4 protein-coding genes are annotated in these 4,087 nt (G+C 72.0%); 3 read left to right on the forward strand and 1 reads right to left on the reverse strand.

All coding sequences use genetic code 11. The annotated features are described in order from the left end of the window. The coding region (locus tag FRW57_RS18290) for an ATP-binding protein (RefSeq protein WP_152186683.1) at positions 1–1,053 on the reverse strand (1,053 nt) is incomplete at its 3' end. A gap of 200 nt (positions 1,054–1,253) precedes the next feature. Between FRW57_RS18290 and FRW57_RS18295 the strand changes: the two genes are divergently transcribed. The 3 genes from FRW57_RS18295 to FRW57_RS18305 form a co-directional block, all read left to right on the forward strand. Then, the gene (locus FRW57_RS18295; protein ID WP_137122808.1) at positions 1,254–1,868 is read left to right on the forward strand and encodes an RNA polymerase sigma factor; all 615 of its coding nucleotides are present in this window, start codon (positions 1,254–1,256) and stop codon (positions 1,866–1,868) included. Continuing rightward, on the forward strand, positions 1,855–2,376 hold the full coding sequence (locus FRW57_RS18300; RefSeq protein WP_137122809.1) for a hypothetical protein: 522 nt from the start codon (positions 1,855–1,857) through the stop codon (positions 2,374–2,376). The genes FRW57_RS18295 and FRW57_RS18300 overlap by 14 nt, the downstream gene beginning before the upstream one ends. 68 nt (positions 2,377–2,444) lie before the next feature. Then, positions 2,445–4,087, forward strand: a 1,643-nt coding sequence (locus FRW57_RS18305) for a S8 family peptidase (protein WP_152186684.1), incomplete at its 3' end; no start/stop codon positions are given.

The following is a 4,087-nucleotide window of genomic DNA, read 5'->3' on the forward strand; positions in this document are numbered from 1 at the left end:
GTCGACGTCGTCGGGCTGGACGTCCTCGGCCTTGTCCGCCTCGGCCGTGGCGGCGTCCGCCATCGCGCGCAGGTACTCCCGCTCGCCCGGCGTGGCCCGCTCGTAGCGGGACCCGAAGAAGCCCACCGCCAGCTCGGACTCGGCCTCCGGCGCAGCGACGGCGACGTCCTCCACGGTGATCGGCGACCGCGGTGCCACGTCCCAGGCGACCTTGCCGTAGGCCTGGATGAAGTAGGGGTAGCCGCCGGTCGCGGCATACATCGCCTCCAGCGCCTCCGGGGTGAAGTCGGCGCCCTCCTCCCGGGCGGGCAACTGCAGCGCGTGATCGGCGGCCGCGCGGTCGAGGCGGTCGATCCGCGAGTAGCGGAAGAGCCGCTCGCTGTAGGACTTGCTGGCGCTGAGCACCGCCGGCAGGTGCGGCAGGCCGGCGCCGACGACGATCACCGGCAGCCCGCTCTGGCCGATCTCGTGGCAGGCCGCGCACAGGGCCGACACGTCCTCGGGGTGGAGGTCCTGCATCTCGTCGATGCAGATGGCGACGCCCTTGCCGACGTCCGCCGCCAGTCCACCCACATCGGTGAGCAGCTCGACGAGGTCGATCTCGATGTCCCCGGAGTCTGCCCGGCCGGTGATCGCAGGTGCGTCGATGCCGGGGTTCCACCGGTCCCGCAGCTTGGCGCCGGGAGCCGAATCGCGTTGCGCGAAAGCCTTGATCACGCCGAGGACGTGGTCGACGTCGTCGCCCTGGGGGTGCCCGAGCTCGCGGGTCGCGACGTGCAGCGCCGCGGACAGCGGACGGCGCAAGCGCTGGTCGGGACGTGCCTCGAGCTTGCCGGTCCCCCAGTGGGCGCGGACGGCTGCGGAGCGCAGGGCGTTGAGCAGCACCGTCTTGCCGACGCCCCGCAGGCCGGTGAGGATGATCGACCGCTCCGGGCGGGACCGCGCGATGCGCTCCAGCACGACGTCGAAGCTGCGCAGCTGCTCGTCGCGACCGGCGAGCTCGGGCGGGCGCTGGCCCGCACCGGGGGCATAGGGGTTCTTGATCGGATCCACGATCGCACCCTATACGGCCGTCTAGCGAGATCATGAGACATGCCGATACGACGACATCGTGTCGCCGATGCCTCTCGGCAAAGAGCGGCCGGACCACTACATTGGGTCATCGATGTATCAGCGGCCGGGCAGGCCGCTCCTGTCGCTGTGAGGGCCCATCCCGGGTCCCACTCGACGACGAGGACGAGAGCAGCGCAGCCATGGTGGATGTGGACCGGAGGCCGGTGGTGGAGCCGCGGGCGTCCCTGTGGTCCGACGCCGCCGAGGCCTTCAGCCGCTGGCGCGAGGGGGATCCGGCGGGACTGGACGACCTGGTCCGCCTGCTCAGCCCGGTCCTCTGGCACGTCGTGCGAGCCTACGGGCTCGAACGCGACCGGGCCGAGGACGTGGTGCAGACCACCTGGCTGACCCTCGTGCGACGAGCCGACTCGGTCAAGGACTGCCAGGCCATCGGTGCGTGGCTCACCACGACGGCGCGCCGCGAGGCCTGGCGACAGTCCGGAGCCGAGTCCCGCACGTCGACGGCGACCGACGAGTTCCTCGCCGACAAGGTGCCACCCGGACAGTCCGCCGAGGCCGAGGTGCTCGTGCGCGACGAGCAGGACCGGCTGTGGGCAGGCGTCCGGCAGCTCTCCGACAGGTGTCAGCGGCTGTTGCGCATCGTCGCCTTCTCCCCTCGACCCAACTACACCGACCTGTCCGACGAGCTCGGGATGCCGGTGGGCAGCATCGGCCCCACCCGCGGCCGGTGCCTCGACAAGCTGCGAACGCTCCTCACCGAGCCGATCAAGGGGGCCACCCGTGTCCGAGTCTGACTTCTCCCTCCTGGATGACCACACGACATACGACCGGCTCACCCGCATGTGGGACGCACGCGATCCCATGCCCCACGACCTGCCGGAGACGGTGCTGGTGGCGCTGGCGCTCGACGACCTGGACGCGGACTACGAGCTGCTCCACCTCGTGCAGCACACCCGTGAGCTCGCCGGCACCCGCAGCCAGAGCGAGGCGCTGACCATCGTGTTCTCAGGCGTGAGCGTCTGGCTGATGATGCAGGTGCGGGCCCTGAGCCCCTCGGAGCGCCGGCTCGACGGATGGATCTCGCCGGCGCGTCGGCTGCGGGTCAGCGTGCGCCAGGACGGGGTCACCTGGGAGTCGCGAGCCGACGCCCAGGGACGGTTCGAGCTGCCGCGGCTGCCGAGCGGCCTGTCGCGGGTCGTGCTCTCCGACCTCGACGAGCCACCGGCCGACGGCGAACCCGATGAGGACCCCGCCGAGGAGGGCGAGACGCTGCAGTTCGCCACTCCCGCCTTCGAGCTCTGACCGACCGACCGGCGCAGCCGGTCCAGACACGTTCCGGCGGCAGGGCCGCCACGGATGAGAGGTATGCCGTGACCGAACCCGAGGCGAACCCGCGCGACGACGGGCGTCGGCACCTGCCCGCCCTCAACCACCGTGACCGTGACCCTCGGCCGATCTCTGGGAGCCACGTGCGGTCCCTCGGGGGACACAGCCTCGACCCACGCACCGCCCAGGCCGTCGACGGTGTCACCCCGCGTTCAACCGACTACGTCGGGAGACGCCTGGTGATCTCGGCCGGCCAGGACCGGGACGACGTGCTGGCACGCCTGCGGGAGGCGGCCGATCCGCTGGGGTGGCAGGTCAGCCTGGACGACGCCTATCCCTGCTCGCGGGTCGCGGGCGCGATCGACCCGGCGTCGACGCGCACCGGCGAAGGTCACCGACACGGCTGTGGTTGTGACGGTGCACCGCCCCTCGGACTGACCCGGGTCGTCGTCTCCGTGCGGCCGGGTGAGGCTGCGCCCGCCCCGGACGGATGGACGCTGCTGCAGCACGCGCGGGCGCGGTTCGGCGCCGAGCAGTTCGGTGGCGTCGGCCTCGACCACCTGCTCAAGGTGACCCCGGTCGAGCACCCCAACCCGTACGAGAGCTCCAACCCCTACGAGAGCTCCAACCCCTACGAGAGCTCCAACCCGTATGAGAGCTCGAACCCCTACGAGAGCTCGAATCCGGTCGACGGCGCGGGGCTGGCGTCCTATGGCCGGCCCGGTGGTGGCGGCCGGTCACCGCTGGCGTTCATCGGCGGCCGCCCGCACCGCACACCGGACTCGGAACTCCCCGGGCGGCGACCCGTCGTGGCGATCCTCGACACCGGGTGCGGCGCTCACCCGTGGCTGGACGGCATCGTGGACACCTCGGTGACCCTGGACGGCACCCCCATCGGGGACACCGGACGGGCCAACGACCCGGAGGTCGGCGGCGACCACTCCGGGCCGTTCGACGGGTCCCTCGACCCGCTCTCCGGTCACGGCACCTTCATCTGCGGTGTGGTGCACCAGGTCTGCCCCGACGCCGACATCGTCGCCTGGCGGGTGGTGTCCTCGAGCGGGACGATCGTGGAGTCGGACTGGGTCGACGCACTGGTCAAGATCGCCGAGCTCGCCCGTCGGCACGCCGCTGGGGAGCCCGGTGGCCACCCCATCGACGTGCTCAACCTCTCGATGGGCTACTACCACGAGACCCCGCAGGACGCGCTGTTCGACCCGACCCTCCGCGGCATCCTGGACCTGCTCGGAGAGTGCGGCGTCGCCGTGGTCTGCTCGGTCGGCAACGACGCGACCGCGCGCGAGTTCTATCCGGCGGCCTTCGCCCCACGCAGCGGCGACGACCAGCCGCGCGGGCCCGAGCGGGTGCCGGTGGTGTCGGTCGGTGCACTCAATCCGGACTGCGATTCGGTCGCCCTCTTCAGCAACACCGGCGACTGGGTCCGCTGCTACGCCCCGGGCGCGAAGGTCCTGAGCACCATGCCCGCCTTCCAGGGCGGGCTCGAGCCGGTCGCCCGGACCACAGCACACGGACTGGTGCGCGAGTCGATCGACCCGGACGACTTCACGGGCGGTTTCGGGGTGTGGAGCGGCACGTCCTTCGCGGCGCCGTTCGTGGCCGGCCGGCTGGCTGGGGCGCTGGCAGGGTCGCTGCCCCCCCAGGGGCAGCCGGATCCCGCCGGGCAGCG

The organism is Segeticoccus rhizosphaerae (genome assembly GCF_009192725.1).
Classification (GTDB): Bacteria; Actinomycetota; Actinomycetes; order Actinomycetales; family Dermatophilaceae; genus Segeticoccus; species Segeticoccus rhizosphaerae.

Bases quoted from the DNA above. Each gene is read 5' to 3' on its own strand.
- FRW57_RS18295 (WP_137122808.1), top strand. From the start codon at position 1,254: ATGGTGGATGTGGACCGGAGGCCGGTGGTGGAGCCGCGGGCGTCCCTG.